Source organism: Rugamonas aquatica (assembly GCF_009380215.1).
GTDB classification, from domain to species: Bacteria; Pseudomonadota; Gammaproteobacteria; order Burkholderiales; family Burkholderiaceae_D; genus Rugamonas; species Rugamonas aquatica_B.
The window spans coordinates 213,177-233,439 of record NZ_WHUG01000002.1 but is presented as its reverse complement, the minus strand read 5'-3'; the positions used below and the strand labels follow the sequence as shown (position 1 = coordinate 233,439).

The 20,263-nt window shown below is 61.3% G+C and carries 17 protein-coding genes and 1 tRNA gene; 6 read left to right on the top strand and 12 right to left on the bottom strand.

Annotated elements, in window-relative coordinates:
- Nucleotides 1-12: 12 nt before the first annotated feature.
- Together rpmA and rplU are read right to left on the bottom strand one after the other, a co-directional pair.
- Nucleotides 13-270, bottom strand: a complete 258-nt coding sequence (rpmA, locus tag GEV02_RS05315; RefSeq protein WP_008445659.1) for a 50S ribosomal protein L27 — start codon at nucleotides 268-270, stop codon at nucleotides 13-15.
- A 39-nt stretch (nucleotides 271-309) separates the two neighbouring features.
- Nucleotides 310-621: a 50S ribosomal protein L21 gene (gene rplU / locus GEV02_RS05310; RefSeq protein WP_008445658.1), complete on the bottom strand. Its 312-nt coding sequence runs from the start codon at nucleotides 619-621 to the stop codon at nucleotides 310-312.
- A 283-nt stretch (nucleotides 622-904) separates the two neighbouring features.
- Here rplU and ispB point away from each other — a divergent pair, with 283 nt between their 5' ends.
- Complete coding sequence (gene ispB, locus GEV02_RS05305; protein WP_152836911.1) at nucleotides 905-1,894, top strand: octaprenyl diphosphate synthase; 990 nt, start codon at nucleotides 905-907, stop codon at nucleotides 1,892-1,894.
- A gap of 74 nt (nucleotides 1,895-1,968) precedes the next feature.
- Here the strand turns inward: ispB and GEV02_RS05300 are convergent, their stop codons facing one another.
- From GEV02_RS05300 to GEV02_RS05285, 4 genes are all read right to left on the bottom strand, one after another.
- Nucleotides 1,969-3,351 carry a helicase-related protein gene (locus tag GEV02_RS05300; protein WP_174998985.1) on the bottom strand — a complete coding sequence of 461 codons (1,383 nt, stop codon included), beginning with the start codon at nucleotides 3,349-3,351 and terminating at the stop codon, nucleotides 1,969-1,971.
- Nucleotides 3,348-4,223 carry a CBS domain-containing protein gene (locus GEV02_RS05295; RefSeq protein WP_152836909.1) on the bottom strand — a complete coding sequence of 292 codons (876 nt, stop codon included), beginning with the start codon at nucleotides 4,221-4,223 and terminating at the stop codon, nucleotides 3,348-3,350. Before GEV02_RS05295 ends, GEV02_RS05300 begins: the two co-directional genes overlap by 4 nt.
- Nucleotides 4,224-4,369: 146 nt before the next feature.
- Nucleotides 4,370-4,717 carry an arsenate reductase (glutaredoxin) gene (arsC, locus tag GEV02_RS05290; protein ID WP_152836908.1) on the bottom strand — a complete coding sequence of 116 codons (348 nt, stop codon included), beginning with the start codon at nucleotides 4,715-4,717 and terminating at the stop codon, nucleotides 4,370-4,372.
- A gap of 40 nt (nucleotides 4,718-4,757) precedes the next feature.
- Nucleotides 4,758-7,094, bottom strand: coding sequence for a TonB-dependent receptor (locus GEV02_RS05285; RefSeq protein WP_152836907.1), 2,337 nt, complete (start codon nucleotides 7,092-7,094; stop codon nucleotides 4,758-4,760).
- Nucleotides 7,095-7,312: 218 nt separating this feature from the next.
- On the opposite strand from GEV02_RS05285, the gene GEV02_RS05280 reads away from it, so the two are divergent.
- Together GEV02_RS05280 and GEV02_RS05275 are read left to right on the top strand one after the other, a co-directional pair.
- Nucleotides 7,313-7,389, top strand: a tRNA-Pro gene (locus GEV02_RS05280).
- Between the two features lie 194 nt (nucleotides 7,390-7,583).
- The gene (locus GEV02_RS05275) at nucleotides 7,584-8,795 is read left to right on the top strand and encodes a TonB family protein (RefSeq protein ID WP_152836906.1); all 1,212 of its coding nucleotides are present in this window, start codon (nucleotides 7,584-7,586) and stop codon (nucleotides 8,793-8,795) included.
- 20 nt (nucleotides 8,796-8,815) lie between these two features.
- Here the strand turns inward: GEV02_RS05275 and GEV02_RS05270 are convergent, their stop codons facing one another.
- Nucleotides 8,816-9,565 (bottom strand): PEP-CTERM sorting domain-containing protein, encoded by a 750-nt coding sequence (locus GEV02_RS05270; protein ID WP_152836905.1) that lies wholly within the window; start codon nucleotides 9,563-9,565, stop codon nucleotides 8,816-8,818.
- 431 nt (nucleotides 9,566-9,996) lie between these two features.
- On the opposite strand from GEV02_RS05270, the gene GEV02_RS05265 reads away from it, so the two are divergent.
- Nucleotides 9,997-10,791, top strand: coding sequence for a hypothetical protein (locus GEV02_RS05265; RefSeq protein ID WP_152836904.1), 795 nt, complete (start codon nucleotides 9,997-9,999; stop codon nucleotides 10,789-10,791).
- Here GEV02_RS05265 and GEV02_RS05260 read toward each other — a convergent pair.
- Nucleotides 10,783-11,673 (bottom strand): LysR family transcriptional regulator, encoded by an 891-nt coding sequence (locus tag GEV02_RS05260; RefSeq protein WP_152836903.1) that lies wholly within the window; start codon nucleotides 11,671-11,673, stop codon nucleotides 10,783-10,785. The genes GEV02_RS05265 and GEV02_RS05260 overlap by 9 nt on opposite strands.
- 102 nt (nucleotides 11,674-11,775) lie before the next feature.
- Here GEV02_RS05260 and GEV02_RS05255 point away from each other — a divergent pair, with 102 nt between their 5' ends.
- Entirely contained in the window at nucleotides 11,776-12,591 is an 816-nt protein-coding gene (locus GEV02_RS05255) for a pirin family protein (RefSeq protein ID WP_152836902.1), read from the top strand.
- Between the two features lie 25 nt (nucleotides 12,592-12,616).
- On the top strand, nucleotides 12,617-13,033 hold the full coding sequence (locus GEV02_RS05250; protein ID WP_152836901.1) for a DoxX family protein: 417 nt from the start codon (nucleotides 12,617-12,619) through the stop codon (nucleotides 13,031-13,033).
- 50 nt (nucleotides 13,034-13,083) lie between these two features.
- Here the strand turns inward: GEV02_RS05250 and GEV02_RS05245 are convergent, their stop codons facing one another.
- The 4 genes from GEV02_RS05245 to GEV02_RS05230 form a co-directional block, all read right to left on the bottom strand.
- Entirely contained in the window at nucleotides 13,084-13,881 is a 798-nt protein-coding gene (locus tag GEV02_RS05245; RefSeq protein ID WP_152836900.1) for an isocitrate lyase/PEP mutase family protein, read from the bottom strand.
- 12 nt (nucleotides 13,882-13,893) lie between these two features.
- Nucleotides 13,894-16,269 (bottom strand): DNA polymerase II, encoded by a 2,376-nt coding sequence (locus GEV02_RS05240; RefSeq protein WP_152836899.1) that lies wholly within the window; start codon nucleotides 16,267-16,269, stop codon nucleotides 13,894-13,896.
- A 133-nt stretch (nucleotides 16,270-16,402) separates the two neighbouring features.
- Entirely contained in the window at nucleotides 16,403-18,919 is a 2,517-nt protein-coding gene (locus GEV02_RS05235) for a TonB-dependent receptor (protein WP_152836898.1), read from the bottom strand.
- A 270-nt stretch (nucleotides 18,920-19,189) separates the two neighbouring features.
- Nucleotides 19,190-20,263, bottom strand: coding sequence for a LacI family DNA-binding transcriptional regulator (locus tag GEV02_RS05230; RefSeq protein ID WP_152836897.1), 1,074 nt, complete (start codon nucleotides 20,261-20,263; stop codon nucleotides 19,190-19,192).

The following is a 20,263-nucleotide window of genomic DNA, read 5'->3' as shown; positions in this document are numbered from 1 at the left end:
GGGTAGCGTTATTTACGCTGGAACGACGGTAACGAATTGCTTCGAACCTTCGCCCTTGACTACGAACTTGACCTTGCCGTCCACCAGAGCGAACAGGGTGTGGTCTTTGCCCATGCCAACACCTTCGCCGGCGCGCACTGGCGTGCCGCGTTGACGAATGATGATGCCACCAGCATTGATCGATTGACCGCCGTAAACCTTAACGCCCAGGCGTTTTGATTCTGAGTCACGACCATTTCGCGTTGTGCCGCCGCCTTTTTTGTGTGCCATTTAAGACTCCTTGGATACTAATTCTCGGGCAAACGGCGATTAGCCGTTGATCGATACGATTTGGATTTCGGTGTAATTTTGGCGATGGCCTTGATGCTTCTGGTAGTGCTTACGACGACGCATCTTGAAAATCTTCACTTTATCGTGACGACCGTGTGCCACAACAGTAACCAGTACCTTTGCACCCTCAACCAGAGGAGCACCAAATTTGATGCTCTCGCCTTCGCCAACGGCGAGGACCTGATCGATGGTGAGTTCGGAACCAATGTCTGCCGGTATCTGTTCTACTTTAAGTTTTTCGCCAGCGACAACTTTGTATTGTTTGCCACCGGTTTTTATGACCGCGTACATGATTTGAAACCTCATCAAATGATTAAGAAAATTTCGTCCGATATCCTTGCAACGCCCTTGAGAGGCAGGCATGAAAACCGGGGAACCGCTGATTATACATGGGATGGGATTTCGCGTCAAAAACTATTCACAAATGCTGGCGGGCGTGGTATGTCGACAATTTTGCAGTCGCCAATGCGTTACATATTTGGCAAACATGTTGCCGTCCACCGGCCTCAGCGCCCCTGTACACGGGGGCATGACGTATAATCTCGGCACCAATAGTCTACCGCACAGGTTCGCCTTGTCTGCCGCTACCCAAAACGCCACCCAAAACAATATCGCCCACACGATCGCCGCCGACATGGACGCGGTCAACACGGTGATCCGCCAGAAACTGCATTCCGAAGTCAGCCTGGTCAACCAGATTGCTGAATACATCATCAGCGCCGGGGGCAAACGCATCCGTCCCGTGCTGGTGCTGCTGGTGGCCAACGCCTATTCCTACAAGGGCACCGCGCACCATGAGCTGGCGGCGGTGGTCGAATTCATCCACACCGCAACGCTGCTGCATGACGACGTGGTCGACGAATCGTCGCTGCGCCGTGGCCGCGCCACCGCCAACGCCCTGTTCGGCAATGCCGCCTCGGTGCTGGTGGGCGACTTCCTGTACTCGCGCGCCTTCCAGATGATGGTCGGCCTGAACAATATGCGCGTGATGCAGATCCTGTCGGACGCCACCAACGTCATCGCCGAAGGCGAAGTGCTGCAGCTGCTGAACATGCACGACCCGGACGTCAACCAGGAACGCTATCTGCAAGTGATCCGCTCCAAGACCGCCAAGCTGTTCGAAGCGGCGGCCGAGCTGGGCGCGCTGATTTCCGGCTGCAACGATACGCAAATCGAAGCGGCCGGCGAATACGGCCGTTCGCTGGGCACGGCCTTCCAGCTGATCGACGACGTGCTGGACTATGCCGGCGACGCCAATGAAATCGGCAAGAACGTCGGCGACGACCTGCGCGAAGGCAAGCCGACGCTGCCGCTGATCTACCTGATGGAAAATGGCACGCCGGAACAGCGCGAGCTGGTGCGCAGCTGCATCGAACAAGGCGACGAGCAGCACTTCGACACCATCCTGGCGGCGATCACCACCAGCGGCGCGCTGGACTACACGCGCCAGCAGGCGGTGACGGCGGCCGAACGCGCCGCCGCCGCGATTGCCGACCTGCCCGACAGCGTCTACAAGGAATCGCTGCTGCAGCTGGCCCACTTCTCGGTCCACCGCACGCACTAAACGACAACGGCGCCTCAGGCGCCGTTGTGCAAGGACAGCCCCTCTCATTCGATGGGCTCAGGGTTGGTACAAGCCTAACTTGGGAGTTCAATCACTTCTTTGAGCTGCTCGATGATGGCCGCCGCCGACGACGCCGCCAAATCCAGATTATCGAACGCCACCAATTTAAGTTTGCCGCGCCGCGCTCGCTGAAACCGTCCATAGAGTTGGTCTAGGGTATTTGCCCCCTCAGGCAAGTCGTACAATATCAATGTGCTCACAAAGCTGAAGTCCGCACTCTCCGCCAGCAACAAGGAGCCAAGCAGGATGCCGCCATGCTCAGTAAAGTCCGCAATAAGTTGCTGACGCTCACTATGCGTGGCGGTATCGAGCAGCAGGCGAACCGGAACGCCTACATCATCCAAAGCGGCCTTCAGGTATCGCAATGTGGCGGTATAGGATGCGTAAATATAGACGTGCGATAGTCCACTATAGGCACCGAAGTCCTTTTCAAGACAGGATTTCAGGGCGCTCAGTTTGGAATCCGCCGACAGATCTTCTATCTGACGCAGAAACTCTGTCAATGCCAAAAACAGATGTGGGACATCGGACAAGGCTGAGTCCTTTCCCTTGAATTCAGCAGCAGACCATGACCTTGCTCCATGCGCAATGTCGTTTCTGAGTCCACGAGCGGCTTCTTCAAACGCAATCAAGCTCGACTTAAGTCGTGAAGCAAGATCTTGAGCAACCTGCTCGGACTTGAGGTCTCCCGCGATACGGATGATTGATGCGACCGACTCAAGCACGATCGACTCGGAAGTCGTCGGTTGCGGGCTTAAAACGGACAATGTTGGAAACAACTGCTGATCAGCGGAGATCCCGACCGACTTGGCAATCTCATCGGCGTTCAGTCCGGCACTGCTCCAGGAGTTGTCGCCAATATTCCGCCATTCAGTTCTCACATAGGACTCGGCTAAGACGCGAAGCGCCGGTGAGCAGGACATAAGCCGCTCCGCCAATTGGCCGGGACCAAATATGGCTGTAGAAGAGATCGCCAACAATAAGGTCCAGTCGGCAGAGCACAGACTCGCTGCGACGTCATCCATTTTGGCAAACTGCTCGTCCAGTAAATACACTTGCCCGCGAGGCCACATCGGTTTTCCCGATACAGTCGCGTCTTGCATAACGCGATATCCATACCGATCCATGATGATGCAACTTATTCCCATAGAAGTGGCGCGCTCAAAAAAAGCTCGCAACAAAACTTGGCGGTCAAATATGGCCAATATACGCGCGCCTGGCTGTGCCGAGAGGGTTCCCTTGAGTATGTGGGCGATAGTCAGCGTCTTCCCTGCACCGGTTGGCCAATCAAGACGCCAAAGACGCTTCTCGGGAGGTGCCCGCAAGAACTCATCCACAAAATCCTGCTGGAATGAAGCCAGTTCTCCAACTATTGGGGCCATCGCATCGTAGCTCATAACTTCCCCTCTTTTTCGCTCAAGTCGACTATCCTTGCTTGGATCAAGAGCCATTCGCGATGGTTGCCCAACAATTCGTGCTCTTGCAAAGTAATCTCCCGCTTGAAATGAAATATATCATTACGAAGTTCGCCGATCTCACTCAACTTCGCAGAAACGCGTGCCCTATTCGCGCCGAGCACCGGGGCAAATTTAGGCCAGTTTCCTCCGTGGGATATGATCGCCCTGTAATTATCAAAAGTCATCTCAAGCAGGGACTGAGGTGCCTTGCCCACCCCATAATGCTGAGCCAAGGCGCGATTGGAGCACTCGGCCAACTCGACGGAGCTTACAGCACTATTCATGAGCGCCCTCAACGCCGTTTCAATCTCAGAAATCATGACAAATGGTTTGGTGACTCTATAAAGATAGCGTAAAAGATCCATCGGCGTAAGAATACCTTGCGGCAGTTCAGGATTGCCGACCAAGACGCCGTTGTCGCGCTCCATGGCGTCAAAAGTATTTTGCAGTTCCTCAGTTATTCGAACGTATGTAAACTGCTCGAGGCATTCATCCACGGTGAAGTCTCCGGGCGCTCGCCTCTCCTTTTGCGCATGCTCCAGCGAAAAGTCCGCACACTTTAAAGAAAATGAGCGAAAGGAAAAAACCCCTAAAACCGAGCCGTTGAAAATGACTGGGGCCTGAGAGTAGCCATTGAGTTTAAGAAGAGACAGGGCCTCTGCCGCTTTCATGTCAGGACGCAAGAATAATAACTTCTGCTGCTCAGGCAAAACCCGATTAATCTGATGAAACAAACTGGAAATTAACGTGAGCTCCCCCACGGAGGTAGTCGCCTTGTCTGCCCCGCCATCTGTACTGGCCTGCTCACTCATGGATTTTCCTTGGTATTGCAATGCGATGCGACCGCACCTGTCCCCGCAGTCTACGCCTTGAACGCAGGCGTCGACGACGCAATCATCGAGTCAATATATGCTTCTCTCATCAAGTGAAGTTGTTGAATCACAGGACGCAAGTTCGCTTACAGCAGTTCCAGCACCAGCTCGGATGGACGGCACAGGCGCACGCCCTTGTCCGTCACCACGAACGGGCGATTGATCAGGATGGGATGGGCCATCATCGCGTCGAGCAGCGCGTCATCCGACAGCGAGGCGTCGGCCAGGCCCAGCTCTTCGTACAGATCGCCCTTGTCGCGCATCGCCGCGCGCGTGCTCAGGCCGGCCTTGGCGATCATGGCCTTCAGCGCCTCGCGCGACGGCGGGTTCTTGACGTAGTCGACGATCTCCGGCTCGACGCCGGTGGCGCGTATCGCCTCCAGCGTCTTGCGCGAAGTACCGCAGGCGTTGTTGTGATAAATCGTGATGGTCATGATGCTGCCCTTGCGTGGAATTCAAAGGCAGCATTATCGCTTAAAACTTCGCCGCCACGCTCACGCCTATGCTGCGCGGCGCCAGCCGGTAGCCCTGCACGATGGACGCCACTTGAGGATGCTGGATCACCGTGTCATTGTCGAAGGCGTTCTTGACGAACACGCTGACGTTGTAACGGTCGAAGGCCATGCCGGCGCTGAAGTCGGCCGTGTGATAGGCCGGACGCTGGTAGTCGGTCTGCGCCGGATTGAGCGAGCCCTTGCTGGCGCCCACCCACTGCATGCCGCCCATCACGAACGCGCTCTTGTCGCCGAACACCGCGAAGTTGTAGGTGGCGTTGAAGGCGGCGTTATATTTCGGCACGCCCTGCACTTGCGCACCGGCCACCGCGCCCACCACGCCGTTGCGCGAGCCCTCGTCGTTCGACAGCTCGGCCTTGACGTAGCCGGCCGAGGCCGTCAGCGTCAGACCCGGCAGCGGCTTGGCCTTGATGTCGAACTCGAAGCCCTTGCTGGTGGCGTCGCCGGCGTTGGCGTTGTAGGTGTAGGCGCAGGTCGGCAGGTAGACACCCTGCTGGATGTTCTTCCACTTCACGTAGAACACGTCGGCGTTGACCGTCAGGCGGTTGTTGAGGAAGCGCGACTTGCTGCCCACCTCGTAGCTCCACAGGCTGTCGGCCGAATACGAATCCGGGCCCTTGGTCAGGCCGTTCGCCTCCAGGTCTTGCGAGCAGGTGGTCGGCGGCACGTAGATGTTGTTGCCGCCCAGGCGGAAGCCCTTGGCCACGCTGGTGTAGACGGTGTTGGTCGGATTGACTTCCCACGTCAGCGCGTACTTCGGCGTGAAGGCCTTCGACGACGAACTGGCGCTGCTGTTGTTGCCGGCGCCGGCCAGGTAGTTGCCGTTGCGCTGGTCCAGCGTGGAATCGGCCTTCAGGTAGCGCGCGCCCACCGTGGCGTGCACGGTCGGCGTGAAGTAGTAGTTGACCTCGCCGAAGACCGAGCTCTGCTTCTCGCGGAAGTGGAAGGCGCCGGCAAACGAGTTATCGCCCGGGAACTGGCCGGGCCGCGCGCCGGGCAGCAGGTCCGGATCGGCGATGTCGAAGCCGAAGCTCTTGAAGGTATCGGTGACGCCGAAGATCGGATCGTTCTCGATGATGTTGGTGTGCTGGTTGGAGAAGTAGGTGCCGGCCAGCCAGGTCCACGGCGACACGGCCGCATCGTAAGGCCGCGACGCCAGGCGGAATTCCTGCGACACCTGGCGCACCTGGTTGTTCAGGTAGACCGCCGACGGCAGGCCGGCGATCGCCGCGATCAGTTCCGGCGGCGCCTTGCCGCCGTCATCGGTCGAAGTCAGGAAGGTCGACAGCGAATAACTGTTGTAGGCCGAGCCGTTTTGCGTGCGGTCGAACTTGCGCTCGAAGTAGCTGGTGGCCGAGGTCAGGTCCATCGCGCCCAGGTCCCAATTGACGGTGACGCTGGGCGTCAGCAGCGTATCCTTGGACGGTTCACGCACCTGCTTCTGCGCCTGGTAGTTCGGACGGTCCAGGTTGAAGGCGGCGATATCCTTGGCGTCGACCTTCTGGTAGTAGACCGATGGCGTGATCGTCACCGAGCGGATCGGCTTCCACTTCAGCGCCATGCGCATTTCCTGGTCGCTGAGTTTGTTGATATTGCTGGCCAGGTTCTTGCCGTCGCCATCGACCTGATTGATGTAGCCGCCCGTGTGCTGGGCCTGCACGCCGATGCGCAGCGCCAGTTCGTCCGGGATCAGCGGGAAGTTGGCGACCATATTGGCCGCGTAGTTGCCGCTACCGCCCTTGGTGTTGGACAGCTCGCCATAGGTGCTGAATTCGCGCTCCTTCAGGTCCGGCTCGTTCGGCACGAACTTGATGGTGCCGCCCATGGAGCTGGCGCCGTACAAAGTGGCCTGCGGGCCGCGCAGCACTTCGACGCGGTCGATGTCGAAGAACTTCGGCTCGACCGTGCCCATGGTGTAGACGTTGCCGACCGTGATGGAGACATCGCCCAGATAGATGCCGACCGTGGCCGCGCCGGCCGTCGAGCTGATGCCGCGGATCTCGATGTTCTCGGTGCCGGGCCCGGCACCGCCGTTGCCGCTGGCGGCGGTGAAGGAGATGTTGGGCACCACGCGCGTGAGGTCGGTGAAGTCGTTGACGTGTTCGGCCTGGAGCTGGGCGCCGGTGACGGCGGTGATGCTCATCGCCACCTTGGCCGGATCTTCCTTGCGCTTCTGCGCCGTGACCTTGACCACTTCGATCTCGTCGGACGGCTTGACCTGCGCCCAAGCCGGAGCGGACAACACCGCCATCGCCGCAGCGACGGAACTGCACATAATCTTTTGTCGTATCTTCATGCCAGACCTTCCCATGTCAGTAAGGGCGACGCCCCAAAAAGATGCATATTCTGATAATTAATCATATTAACCATCTTGATCTTTTTGCAAAGCAAGAAACTTGCCATTAGCGGGCTGAGCGTTGGAATCTGGTCACAAATTGGCGGGTTTGCGGCGCCAGCAGCTTGTTTGCGCCCGATTGAAAACAGCGATGAAATCTGGTGTAATTATTACGTAATCGGGGTGTGGCTCAGCCTGGTAGAGCGCTGCGTTCGGGACGCAGAGGCCGGAGGTTCGAATCCTCTCACCCCGACCAGAACCGCTTCCCGGATCCCCCGTCCCTCCTCCAGACCGGCCTGCCGCGCCGGCGCAACACATTTTGTTGTTTTTTGGTCATTCTTTCCCAGCAACTGCTGAGAATGCGTTCGCGCAACGTGATTTCAATATAGTATCTTGCACTGTCGACAAGTTCCATGCCCAGGTCGCGGTCAATAACAATCGCTCTATCCGATGACAAAATTTCCCAGCCACTACGAATGCCTCAACGTCACCCGCGACGCTCCACCAGAAGTGATACGCGCGGCCTATCGTTCGCTATCGCAGAAACATCACCCGGATAAGAACGTTGGCGACGAGGCCGCCGTGCAGATGATGGCGCGCTTGAACACCGCGTACAGCGTACTGTCCGATCTGGATCAGCGGGAACTCTACGATTTGCAGATCCTCTACGAACAGCGCCCTGCCGTCAGGAAAAAGGCGGATGAGATGCTCCGCGGCATACACCGCCACGTGCAAGGCCGGCATGCCCGCATCGCCGCTGCCGTGCTGTGCCTGCTCATCCTCTCGGTCATGGCAGCGTTATGGTATGTCTGGCGGGACAATCAGACGATGCTGCGCGTTGAGCAGGCGGCTTTTTACACCGCAGACGCCGCTCCATCCACCCAGGAACCGGAGCAGTCCAGCGCGCACGCGGCGAGCAGCGCAGCCAAAGGCAAGGCTGCCGGCGCCGGTACCGCCGAAACCGCAGCCCCCTCCGGCATAGGGGCTGTCGCGGCGGAACTGTCGAAGCCAGCCGCCCCCCAAAAAGCGCCAAGCGCAACCGCCAAGGCGACGGAATATGAACGCCTGACAGCCATGTTGAAAAGCATGGGCCTGGGCCTGCACAAGCTGGACTTGCCTAGCCTGGCATCCAACACAAAACAACCGCCGCCGCCACCGCCAGCCAAGCCTGCCGAGGCAGCCAAACCGGCTCCGGCGCCCGCCGCTCCCGTCCAAGCCGCCAGGTCCGCCGCAGCGCCCGAGGCGAGCCGTGCGCGCGAGGAAGCCGAGCGCCCGGCAGATCCGGTTCCTGCGCGCAGCGAAGCGAAGCCCGTCGTGGCTGAAGCAAGCCGGGCGAGCGCGCCACCGGTCGCCAGCGTCAGCGCCAGCAGCGCCAGCTCGGCGCTGCGTCCCGCTGTACTTGTCGACGCGCGCGCTTGCCCCACGCCGGCCTACCCGATCACCGCCTACCGCAATGGCGAGAGCGGCTCGGTACTACTGGCGCTGCTGGTGGCTAACGATGGCCGAGTCCTTGAATCGAAGATACAGAAGTCGAGCGGTTCCTCCGACCTGGACAAGGCTGCACGCAAGGCGCTGTCGCAATGCCGGTTCAAACCTGCCAGCAGCGACAGCCAGGCCGATCCGACCTGGGCCACACTGACCTATGTCTGGTCCATCGACTGACAAAGGCCAGCGCAACAAGCTCAGGCTGCCGAACGCGCTTTGCGGCGCGCCATCCAGCCGACCAGGCCCAGGCCGCCGATCAGCATGCCGTACGTGGACGGCTCCGGCACTGGCGTGATCGACAGGTTGTCGATCGCGACGTCGTACCTGGCGTAGTCGAAGGCATAGCCCGGCTTCAGCGTCGTGAACACGACCTCATCCACACTGGCCAGCACGCTGGCGAAGGTCCGGCCGGACGGCAAAGTCGGTCCCTGCGCATCGGGACCGCCATAACCGCCCCAGCCTGCAGGCAGCGCCAGCGATTTGGTATCACCGATAGTCACCGACAGATGCTGCCATCCCTTGGTCGAATCGATGCTGCCAAGGTTGTAGAACACGCTGGTGTACGGCAGGTTGGCCGGCTTGTTGTCGTAATCGCGCAGTTCGACGACCAGGTCGCGTGACACTTCCTGGCCGAAGAAATCGATCTGCTGCGCCGAGATATCCAGGCCGATGGTGACGCCCGAGAGTTTGGTATAGTCGCCGAGGAAGGCCTGGTTGAAATGGGTACCCCAGCTCACGCCGAAGTTGTCGATCACGGTGCGCAGGGCGGGCGCCGCATGCCCCATGCTGGTGTCGATGCCGGAGCCGCCGACGCCGTTGAGGGGCTGCATCGCCCACCAGCCTTCTTGCCCCTTGGAGAAATCAACCGTTGCAGAATGCGGCACGGCCATGGCCGTACCACCAGCCAGGGACAGCACCAGCGCCATCATTGCTTTATTCAAAGTCATGGGTTTTCCTTTGCAGACAGGTTAGAGGGATACCGCTACCACCACACGGCCGAAACGCAGAAAAATTAACGTTTTCTTAAGCCGGTGTGAGGCCGATTCTGTGATCGGCGAACCCGTCTGTCAAAGAGCGCACACAACTAAATTGTAAGGAAAATGTAACCAAGTTTCTCAACGATCAAGCGCTATTCCAGCTGGAAACTTGTAACTAAAAGTAAGAAGCATGTGGCAAAACAGCAATTCCCCTATGACGATATACTTTAAACATCAAACAAATTTGACCGCCTGGACAAGCAAAACAAGCTCGTCCGTAGCGTTTTGCGTCAGTCGGGAAAACGTTTGTTTTTTGCTACAAGAATGCGCAACCTGGAACGAAGCGAGGCCGGGGTTCAGCTGTCATAATGCGATCATTGTTACTGAGGTCTGGACGATTCATGAGATTCGGCATTTTCGCACTTGCGCTCGCCATTGCCATCGGCAACTGCGCCGCCGCAGCCGCTTGCGAGCCGATACGGATAGGCTACCTGGACCAGGAGCGGCCGCCCTACTGGCTCGGGACGGGGGCCGACGTGCCGGCCAAGCCCGGCGCATCGGCGGAGCTGGTGCAGCGCTTCGCCGCCAGCGCGGGCTGCGAAGCGAGCCTGAAGCGGCTGCCGGTCATGCGTATCAAGCCGTCGCTGGTGGCAGGCGAACTGGACTTCGCGCCCATGGATTCCAGTGCCAGGGAAACAGCCGGCATCGTCTTCCCCCGCGATAAAAACCACCAGCTGGACATTACGCGCGCACTGCCGCTCAACATCGTCGTGTTCGTTCGCAGCGCCGACCAGATACCTCGCGCCACCGATCCGGCCAGGTATTTCCAGGACCGTTTGCTGGGCATCACCCTCGGCGCCAGCTACAAGCTCCGCATGCAGAACCTCGGGCTGAAAGTCGATAGCGGCGCCGTCGATATCGCCCGCAACCTGGAGAAGCTGCGGCTGTACCGCATCGACGGTTTCGCGGTCTCCGTCACTTTCCCCAACGATATGGACGCCTACATCGCCCAAAAATACCGGGGAGCCATCGTCCGCCTGCCGCAGCCGATTTTCACCGACCACATCTGGCTGGCGGCCAGCGAAAACTACTACGCCGCGCACGCGGCCCAGGTGGAAAAAATGTGGTCCTGGCTCGCCTCCCCGGGCATACGCGAGTATGCCAACCTGCTCAAAGAGTACGCCGAATTACCCTAGCTTCAGCTGGTTGACGAACCAGCGTCCGGCCGGGCCGGGTGGGTGGTCGCGCAGATGGATGGCGTGCATCGAGAAGCCCGGCCCCAGCGGCGCGTGCGCCTCCAGCGTGATACGCACCAGCTTGCCCGTGCGCAGGTCGTCCTCCACCATGTGCAGCGGCATGTAGCCCCAGCCCAGTCCGGCGCGCAGGAAGGCATGCTTGGCGCCGAGATCGGCCAGCCGCCAGATCTGCGCCGCGACCACGCCGAAATTGCGCCCGGCCGTCAAATCCGAACGGTCCGTCAGCACCAGCTGCACATGCTGCGCGGCCTGCGCCTGCGGGATCGCGCCATCAAGCTCCGTCAACGGATGGCAAGGCGCGGCCACGCACACCGCCGTCACGCTGAGCAGGAATTCGGATGCGCAGCCGGGCGGTATCTCCGGCAGCGAACCGATGATCGCCACCCGGCACTGGCCCGCCACCAGCGGCTGCACCACCGCGCCCAGCGCCTCCACGTACAGCCTGAGCGGCGTGGTCGGGAACGCCGCCTTGAACGCCTGCACCGCCGCCGTCAGCGTAGCGATCGGGAACATCACATCGACCGCCACCGCCAGCTCCGGCTCCAGTCCCTCGGCCAGCGTGCGCGCCTTGGCCTTGAACGCATCCATGCCGCCGACGGCGGCGCGCGCCTGCTCCAGCAGCGCCCGGCCCGCCTCCGTCAACTGCGGATAGCGCCCGGTGCGTTCGAACAGCGCAAACCCCACCTGCAACTCCAGATTGGCCAGCGTGGTGCTGACCACCGACTGCGCCCGGCGCAGCTTGCGTCCGGCGGCGGAAAAACTCCCTTCGTCCGCTGCGGCGATAAAGGTGCGCAGCTGGTCCATCGACATGGCGTCAAGCATGTATCTACTCCCTGGATACTATCCATCTAATTATATAGGCTATTCAGATGGATAGAGCGAGCCTAAGATGGCTTCCATGCACTGCAAACAAGGAGCAAGCAAATGAAAACACGCAACATCGCATTCCGCACCAAAGGCAATACCCGCGGTCCGATCACGCGCCTGGTCAGCCCCGGCGATGTCGGCCAGATGATCAAGCCCTTCGTGTTCCTCGACCGCTTCCGCATGGAAGCCAGCCGTGGCGGCAAGATGGGCATGCATCCGCACTCCGGCATCGCCACCGTCACCGTCGTGATGGACGGCGCCACGGCCTACCGCGAAACTACCGGCAGCGAAGGCGTGCTGCACGCAGGCGGCGTCGAGTGGATGAGCGCCGGCAACGGCGTCTGGCACGACGGCGGCCCCATCGAAGGCCAGGGCGTGCATGGCTTCCAGCTGTGGCTGGCGCTGCCGCCGGAAGATGAGAACGGCCCGGCGCACAGCCAGTACCTGGCGGCGGAGCAAGTGACCAGCAGCGGTCCGGCACGCGTAATCATCGGCCGCTACGGCGATGCAGTCAGCCTGATCCAGCCACGCGCTTCGATCAACTACCTGCACGTGAAACTGCGTGACGGCGAACGCTGGACTTACCAGCCGCCAGCCGGCCACGACGTGGCATGGGCAGCGGTGGCAAGCGGCGCGCTGCACGTGGGTGATGCCGAGATCGGCCGCGAAGTGGCGGTGTTCGAAGAAGGCGGCGGCGCCATCGACTTCGTCGCTGAAGGCGAAACGGAATTCGTGCTGGGCTCGGCGGTCAAGCATCCGCACGAACTGGTCACAGGCTATTACTCGGTGCACACCAGCCTGGCCGCGCTGGCGCAGGGCGAAACGGAAATCGAACGCATCGGCACCCAATTGCGCTCGGCAAATTTGATGTAATCCAACTCATTGAAAAGGAAAGACCATGAACAACGCTAACACTTCGATCATCCCTGCAATCGGCCGCGTCTTGATGGCTGCCATCTTCGTCATGAGCGGCATCGGCAAACTGCTGGCGCCGGCCGCGACGATAGGCTACATCGCTTCCTCCGGCCTGCCGTTCGCCACCGCCGGCCTGGCGGTCGCCATCGCGGTTGAACTGGGCGGCGGCCTGCTGCTGGCACTCGGCATCCAGACCCGCCTGGTGGCTGCCGGACTGGCCGCGTTCTCCATCGTCACCGCGCTGGCCTTCCACCACGCGATCGGCGACCAGAACCAGATGATCCATCTGCTGAAAAACATCGCGATGGCAGGCGGCCTGCTGCAAGTGGTGGCCTTCGGCGCCGGCGCCTACAGCTTCGACAACCGCCGCGCCGTCATCGGCGGCCGTCAACCGGCATAAGCGCAAGCGCCATAAAAAAACGGCACCGCATGCGGTGCCGTTTTTTATCGTCAGCGCGACGCGACAAACAACTTTTGCAGATCCCCATACGGCATGGCTTTCGCGACCAGCGGCCCGGCGCTGCCGGTGGCCAGGAAGTCCCTGGCCATGTCGCCGGCCACCGCCCACAAGGCTTGCGAAATACCGGAACCCGCGCTCAGGCGGCGCACACCCAGCCGGTGCAGCTCATCGGCCGACGGCACGCCCGGCCAGTCCATCACGTTGACCGGCAAGCCTGCGCCGGCCACCACCGCCTTGATCTCGTCGACCTTGCAGATACCCGGCACGAACAGGCTGTCTGCGCCGGCTTCCTTGTAGAGCGCGGCGCGCTTCAGCACTTCGGCCACGCGTTCGCCTTCGGACGCCAGGCCTCGCAGATACACGTCGGTGCGGGTGTTGATGAAGATGTCCTTGCCCGACTGTGCCGCCAGCTTCTTGATGGCGGTGATTTTCGCGGCCAGCAGCAGCGGCGCATCGCCGCCGTCTTCCAGGTTGATGCCGGCCACGCCGACATCGATCAGGCGCAGCACGGTTTGCGCGACCACGTCGGCATCGTCCGAATAACCGTTTTCGATATCCACCGACAGCGGCACCGTCAACACGCGGGCGATGTTGGCGGCGACGCTGATTGCCACCTCGGCCGGCATCTGGCCGCCGTCGGCATAGCCTGCGGCCCAGGCCACGCCGGCGCTGGTGGTGGCAATGGCCGGTGCGCCCAGGCTTTCAAACAACCTTGCGCTGCCGGCGTCCCAGGCGTTCGGCAGGTGCAGCAGTTTACTTCCATCGTGCAGTTTCTTGAAATCGCTCATGCTATCTCCGTTTTAGAAAAGGCTGGCTTGCGCCGTGGTCAGGCTGGTAAAACTGTCGTGCATCGGCAGCAGTATCGAATCTGCGATCGGCTGCAGTTGCTTGGTCAGGTAATGCTCGTAGTCGATGTGCGAGCGCACTACCTCGGTCGGTTCCGGGCCGCTGGTGGTCATCACGTAGCTGATCCAACCGCCGTTCTGATAGCGCAGCGGACGGCGCTGCGCCTGATTGTACTCATCCGCCAGACGCGCGGCGCGCACCTGCGGCGGCACGTTGACCTTGTATTCATCGAGCCGGTGACGCAGGCGCTTGCGGTACACCAGCAGTTCGTCGTAGTCGCCGGACAGCGTCTTCTGCGCGTACTCGCGCACGAAATCCTGATAGGGCTGGTCCTTGAAGATGCGCGTGAACAGGCCTTGCTGGAACTGCTGCGCCAGCGGCGTCCAATCGCTGCGCGCCACTTCCAGGCCGCGATAGATCACTTCCTCGTCGCCCTTGGCATTGACGGCCAGGCCGGCGTAGCGCTTCTTGCTGCCGGTCTCGGTGCCGCGTATGGTCGGCATGAAGAACTTGCGGTAGTGCGTGTCGAATTCGATTTCGAGATGGCATTCCAGGCCGTGCTTTTCCTTCAGCATGGTGCGCCACCAGTCGTTGATCTTGACGGCCAGGCCTTCGCCGATGGCCAGCGCCTCGCTGTTGCCGTATTCCTTTTTCAGCCAGATGAAGATGGAATCGGTGTCGCCGTAAATGACGTCGTAGCCTTCCGCCTCGACCAGCTCGCGGGTCTGCTTCATCATCTGGTGGCCGCGCAGCGTGACCGAGGAGACCAGGCGCGGATTGAAGAAACGGCATTCGGTCGCGCCGAGCACGCCGCAGAAGGAATTCATCAGCAGCTTCAGCGCTTGCGACAGCGGCTCGTTCCTGGCGCGCTTGGCGGCGTCGCGCTGCTTCCAGATTTGCGTGGTGATCTCGGGCAGGCAATGCCTGGTGCGCGAGAACACGGTGCCGTTGACGCCCTCCACCACGGACGCCGGATCGTCTGCCACCTCGCCTTCGATCAGGCCGACCGGGTCGACCAGGAAGGTGCGGATGATGGACGGATACAGGCTTTTATAATCGAGCACCACGACCGAGTCGTACAGGCCCGGCTTGGACTCCATGACGAAACCGCCCGGCGAAGCGCCGCCGGAAATATCGCCGACGCTCGGTGCGACATAGCCTTCGCGATGCATGCGCGGCAGGTAGTGGTGGCCGAAGGCGGCGATCGATCCGCCGAGATGGTCTGCCTGCAAACCCGTCACCGTCGAGCGCTCGATCATGAAAGCCAGCAGATTGGCCTTGTCGAAGATGCGCGTAACCAGCTCGCAGTCCTTCAGGTTGTAGTGGGCCAGCGCCGGCTTGTCTTCGTGGAAGCGGCGTTCGATTTCGGCCATCTTGTCGTAGACGTCGCCGATGTCCTTGCCCTCGCCCAGCATGGCCTGCGATACATTCTCCAGGCTGAAGGACGGGAAGGTCCACGACGCGGCCTTCAGCGCATCGATGCCGTCGAGGACGATGCGGCCGACCACGGGCGCGAACAGATAGCCCTTCTGGCCCGGATGCTCGCGCCATTCGATGGTCTTGCCTTCGCGGCCCAGCGCCAGCGGGAGCTTGTACTTGTCGGCGTTCTTTTGCAGCACGCGCAAGTCGAACTGCACCACATTCCAGCCGACCAGCACATCGGGATCGTGGCGCACGAACCAGGCGTTGAGCTTCTCGATCAGCTGGCGCGGCGTGGCGCAGTATTCCAGGTCGAAGTCGATCTGCTGTGACGACTCGGCCGGCGGCTCGCCCAGCATGTAGACCTGGCGCTGGCCGCAGCCTTCCAGCGCGATCGAATACAGATCCTCGAAGGCGCTGGTTTCGATATCGAGCGAGACCATCTTCAGCTTGGGCCGGTACTCGGGTGCGGGCTTGAGCTTGCAGTTGTGGATGACGGTGGCGCCCTGCGTCTGGCCGCCTTCGAACTGCACGGCGGCGGTGATGAAACGCTCCATCAGATAGCGCTCGGGCGGGCGGATGTCGGCCTCCAGCATCTTGATGCCGTGTTCGCGCAAGGTACGCTCCAGCGCCGTGAGCTGCTTGTAGCGGGAGGCATAAATGCCGACCACCGGTTCCTGCTCGAAGGTTTTCAGTTCGAGATCGCGCAGCTCGATGCCGGGCTGGCCGCCGATCAGCGCCTCGATGGCCTCGCGCTGCTTCGCCTCGGCGAAGGCCACCGAAGTTTGCGCGGTCAGGCGGATCTTTTTCGGGCCGTCATCGGTCGCCAGCCAGAACTCGATTTCCGTCCCATTGGCCGCGTCTCGCCAGTGGCGAGTCAGGATAAAGCCGTTTTGGGCGGTATGCGTCATGACAGAATTATACTGTATGCACATACAGCCCGCAAACAACCCGGGGTCAAGTCTGACATTCGGACACGAGCTCTGCTGTAGAAGCCTATACAGCAGAGCTCGTGTCCGAATGTCAGACTTGACCCCGGGGGTTTTAATACTTCACATCGAGCTTGACGCTGAAGTAGCGGAACACATCACGCGGTGGCACCCAGCTGTTGACCGTCAGGGCCGGCGACGTGGCTGTGGGGCCGGCGCGGAACGATGGGCCGCTGGCGTTGGCGTTCGGGATGTAGAAGCGGTCGAACAGATTGTTCACACGGAAGCTGATGCCGTAACGCCCCTTCTGGTCCTTCACGCCAAAGCCCAGGTCGGTAATGCTGTAGCCGGCATTGACCGAACGCGGATCGTTGTTGATGTTGGTGTTGTACTCGTTCTGGTAACGCACGTTGACGTTGACGAAGCCATTGACCGGCAGCTTGGGCACCGGGAACTCGTAGGTGGCGCCGACGTTCAGCTTGATCTTCGGCGTGCCGGGGAAGATGCTGTTGTCCAGGTTCTGCACACCCGTGGTCGAGCCCGGCGCGATCGGGAAGCAGCTCGGGTTGGAGCCGGCCAGCGAACCGTTGGCCGCCAGCTTGGTGTTGCCGACTGCGACGTTGGTGGTGTCGGCATAGCATGGACCATTGGCCCACTTCTCGATGGTCGGCAGCGTGAACGCCAGCGACGCGTTGAGGGTCAGATCCTTGGCCGCCAGCAGATGGCTGTCGATCTCGAAGCCGTGCGTGCGGATGCGCGGAATCGAGTTCAGCTGGCTGTAGATGGTCGGGTCGTTCGGCAGCACGTAGGTGACGTTCTGCTGGTAGTTGAAGAACTCCGAGTTGTACACCGTGGCCGCCACCGACAGGCGATTGTCCAGCAGATTGGCCTTGGCGCCGATCTCCATCGTCTGGCTGGTTTCAGGACGCACCGGGAACGCCGCCACCGCCTTCAGGCCCGACGTCACATCATACGCCTTGCCCTTGTAGCCGGTCGCGCCCATCACGTACACCATCAACTCCGGCGTGACCTGCTTCTGCAGGCTGACCTTGCCGGTGTAGGAGCGATCGGCATTGCCGGTGCTCTGGAACTGGTCAACGCCCACCGGGCCGGGCACGAAGCTGGCGCGGTCGACCTGGTTGGTGTAGTAGTTGCGCGCATAGTGGAAGCCCGAGGTTTCCAGATTGTCGCGCAGGCCGGCCTCCAGCGTCCAGGTCGGTGCGAACTCCCACGAGGCCTGGCCGAAGATGGCCTTGTTGGTGTTGTAGATGTCGGTGTAGTAGTTGGTCGGGCTGGAGTTGGAGTTGCCGTTGCACAGAGCCGGCGACACGCAATAGCCACGGATGAAATGGCGGTAGATTTCGTTATGCGCCGCCCACAAACCGGCCACGTATTTGAAGTTGCCACGGTCTGGCGAGACGTAGCGGATTTCCTGCGTCTTGGTGCGGATGTCGTAGGTGCCGTACTGGTTGTTCCCCTGTGTCAGCGCGGTCTTGCCCGCTTCGGCGATGGTCGGCACGTCGGTGAAATCCTGGTCGCGGAAATCGTTGGCCAGGTACTTGTCCACCGAGCTGATCGCCATCAGCTGCGCGTCGTTGGGCAGCGTGTAGGTCAGCTTGAGCCCGGTGCCACGGTCGCTGGACACCAGGCCGGTCGGGAAGTCGCGGCGCACGTTGCGGTTGTTCGGATCGTTGACGTTGATACCGGCCAGCACCGACGTCGCCGGCAGCAGCGGGTTGCCGTTGAAGTAGGCGCCGTCCAGGCCAACCGGCGTCGACACCAGATTGCCCGCAGCCGCCGAACCGGTGCGCAGGAAGAAGCCGTTGATGGCGGTGACGCCGCGCGTGTTCTCCGAATAATTGTAGTGCGGCGACAGGTCGATAGACAGATTGTCGAGCGGCGTCCATTGCAGCTTGGCGAGGAAGGTTTTGCCGCCCGAGCCGTTGACATCGCGGCCATCGGTCAGATTGTGGAAGGTGCCCGGCAGCCGCGTGTTGCTGGCGGCGAGGCGCATGGCGAAGTGTTCGTTGATGGTGCCGCCCATCGAGGCGTTGACGCGCCATTCGTGATCGCTGCTGAGGTAGGTGCTACCGCGATAAGTCATCGGGCCGGTCAGCGGCTTGGTGACGATGTTGACGGCGCCGGCCACGGCCGATTTGCCGAACAGCGTGCTCTGCGGCCCTTTCAGCACTTCGATGCGCGACACGTCGGCCAGATCCTTGAAGGCCTGGAACTGGGTGGCGATGGGGATGTCGTCGATGATGACGGCCACGTCCGACTCGACGCCGATGCCGACCGACACGGTGCCGATGCCGCGCATGAAGATGGCGTTGTTGGCGGCCGTGGTGCCGGAGTTGAGCGTCAGCGACGGCATCATGTTGACCACGTCTTCGAACTCGCGGATATTGGCGCGCTGGATTTCCTGCTCGCTCATGACCGAGATGGCCATCGGCACGCTTTCCAGTTTTTCCACGCGCTTGTTGGCCGTCACCACCACGGTTTCCAGCTGGCCGGGTTTGGCGGTCGAGGCTTCCTGCGCCTGCGCCGCCATGGCGAACAGGGCCAGCGCCAGGGCCGAGGCCATCGGCGTCATCTTGATGGTCGTTTGCTGCTTGTAATTGTTGTTAAACACTTTTGTCCCCTAATTGACAGATAAGAACCGCTACGTACCTCTGCTTAGTTGTACGATGTGTAGACGTTTAACAACAACAGAATCACACCGACCAACTCCCGCGCCGCACCATTTTTTCAGGCTAAACGCGGTCTTGCCCCGGAAACTGCCCCTTGCACCACATCCATGGTACCGGTACCAGTTGTACGATGACTCAGGTTAATCCGTGCAGTTGGAGATGTCAATAATTTTCAGAAGTGGCTGTGCAAGCAGCCGGCCGGCGTGACGGGATCAGGCGCTGTCGCGCTCGATGATGGAAAAACCGATGTCGATGATGCCGTCGCGCACCTCCCGCTCCTGCGAGCGGTCGACGATGAAGCGGGCAGCGGTGCTGCCTATCGTCGCGCCGTCGATACGCACCGTGGTCAGCGCCGGTTGCAGGTCGCGGGCGAAGCTGAGGTCGCCCAGGCCGACCACGGCCAGCTGGTCCGGCACTGCGATGCCCTGCGCCTGCGCCTCGGTCAGCACGCCCAGCGCCACCATGTCCGAGCTGCAGAACAGCGCGTCGATGTCGGGATGGCGGGCCAGCAGTTCGCGCAGGCCGGAGCGGCCCAGGCCGACGTTGGTCGGCGCCGGCACCACCCAGCCCGGCACTTCGGTCTCGCCCGGCCGCGCCATGCCGAGTTCAATCGCGGCCTCGGAGAAGGCCTTCATGCGGCGCATGGCGCGCTGGTCGTTCGCGCTCAGCGTGGCGACGCGGCGCTTGCCGCGCGCGTGCAGATAGCGCGCCACTTCCTCGCCCACTTTTTCGTGCGAGAAGCCGATCAGCATGTCGATGGGGTCGGGCGTCAGGTCCCAGGTTTCCACCACGGGGATGCCGCTGGTGAGCAGGCGCTGGCGGCCCTGCGGCGAACGCATGATCCCGGTCAGCACCACGCCGTCGGGACGGCGGCCGATGATGGCCTCCAGCAGTTCATCTTCACGAGAATCCTCGTAGCCCGACTGGCCCAGCATCAGCTGATAGCCGGATGCCGCCAGCGATGCCGTCAGCGCCTGCACCATCTCCAGGAACACGTTGCCCGAGATGGTGGGGATCACCGCCGCCACCAGGCGGCTCTTGCGCGAGGCCAGGCCGCCGGCCAGCATGTTAGGCACGTAGCCGGTCTGCTCGACCGCCGCACGCACCCGCTCCAGTATCGCATCCGACACCGCGTTCGGCGTGTTGAGCGCACGCGATGCGGTGATCGGCGCCACGCCCGCCAGCTTGGCGACGTCGCGCAATGTGGTGCCGCCGCTTTTGCGGCGGCTGCGGCGCGGAGGGGCCGCTACTGGCGGCTCTGTGTTGTGATCCGGGGTGTCATCCAT